This window comes from Komagataeibacter xylinus NBRC 15237, assembly GCF_001571345.1.
Lineage (GTDB): Bacteria > Pseudomonadota > Alphaproteobacteria > Acetobacterales > Acetobacteraceae > Komagataeibacter > Komagataeibacter xylinus.
The window spans coordinates 1-640 of sequence record NZ_BCTP01000148.1; the positions used below are offsets into that span (position 1 = coordinate 1).

Annotated in this window: 2 protein-coding genes; one reads left to right on the forward strand and one right to left on the reverse strand. The window is 51.1% G+C overall.

From position 1 onward, the window contains the following. On the forward strand, positions 1-332 hold a 332-nt coding region (locus GXY01S_RS16820; RefSeq protein WP_156470358.1), incomplete at its 5' end, for a transposase. A 110-nt stretch (positions 333-442) separates the two neighbouring features. Here the strand turns inward: GXY01S_RS16820 and GXY01S_RS18830 are convergent. Further along, on the reverse strand, positions 443-640 hold a 198-nt coding region (locus GXY01S_RS18830), incomplete at its 5' end, for an aminotransferase class I/II-fold pyridoxal phosphate-dependent enzyme (protein WP_370664588.1).

Consider the following 640-nt stretch of genomic DNA (forward strand, 5'->3'; position numbering starts at 1 on the left):
GGGAAACCAATACGGCCTCAAGCGTTTGGGCTGATACAGCTTATCGCTCGAAAGCGAATGAGGACTTCATGGACAAAGAGGGTTTTGTCTCAAAGGTTCACAGAAAAAAGCCGCATCTCAAGCCTATGCCCCGACATATCCAGAAATCGAATGCTGGAAAGTCCGTGATCCGATCGCGCGTCGAGCACGTCTTTGCCGACCAGAAATCAAAGACGGGATTGTTCATCCGAACTGTCGGTATCAGTCGAGCCACCATGAGGATCGGGCTCGCCAATATCGTCTATAATATGCGCCGCCTCCTCTTCCTCGAAAGATTGAACGCGAGCGCATAGCCATCCAGCGAGAGACAACTCCCAATCTGCTCAAAACGCAGACTGGACGCCATCGCAAAAACCGTCAATCAAATCGCCAAAACCCAGAAATTACCGGCCAAGCACATCAATCAAGGGTTCTTCGATCCCTCCACCTGCAAGTCGATCAGTCCGTCAATCAGATCCTTCCGAGCCGCGATGTAACCACATCTTACTGAGGCAGACAGGGTCTTTGAAAAACTGCCTATGCGGATGACATGTTCCAGCCCGTCCATCACAGCCAGACGGGGCGATGGCATAGGCTCAAAATCTGTAAAGATATCGTCTTC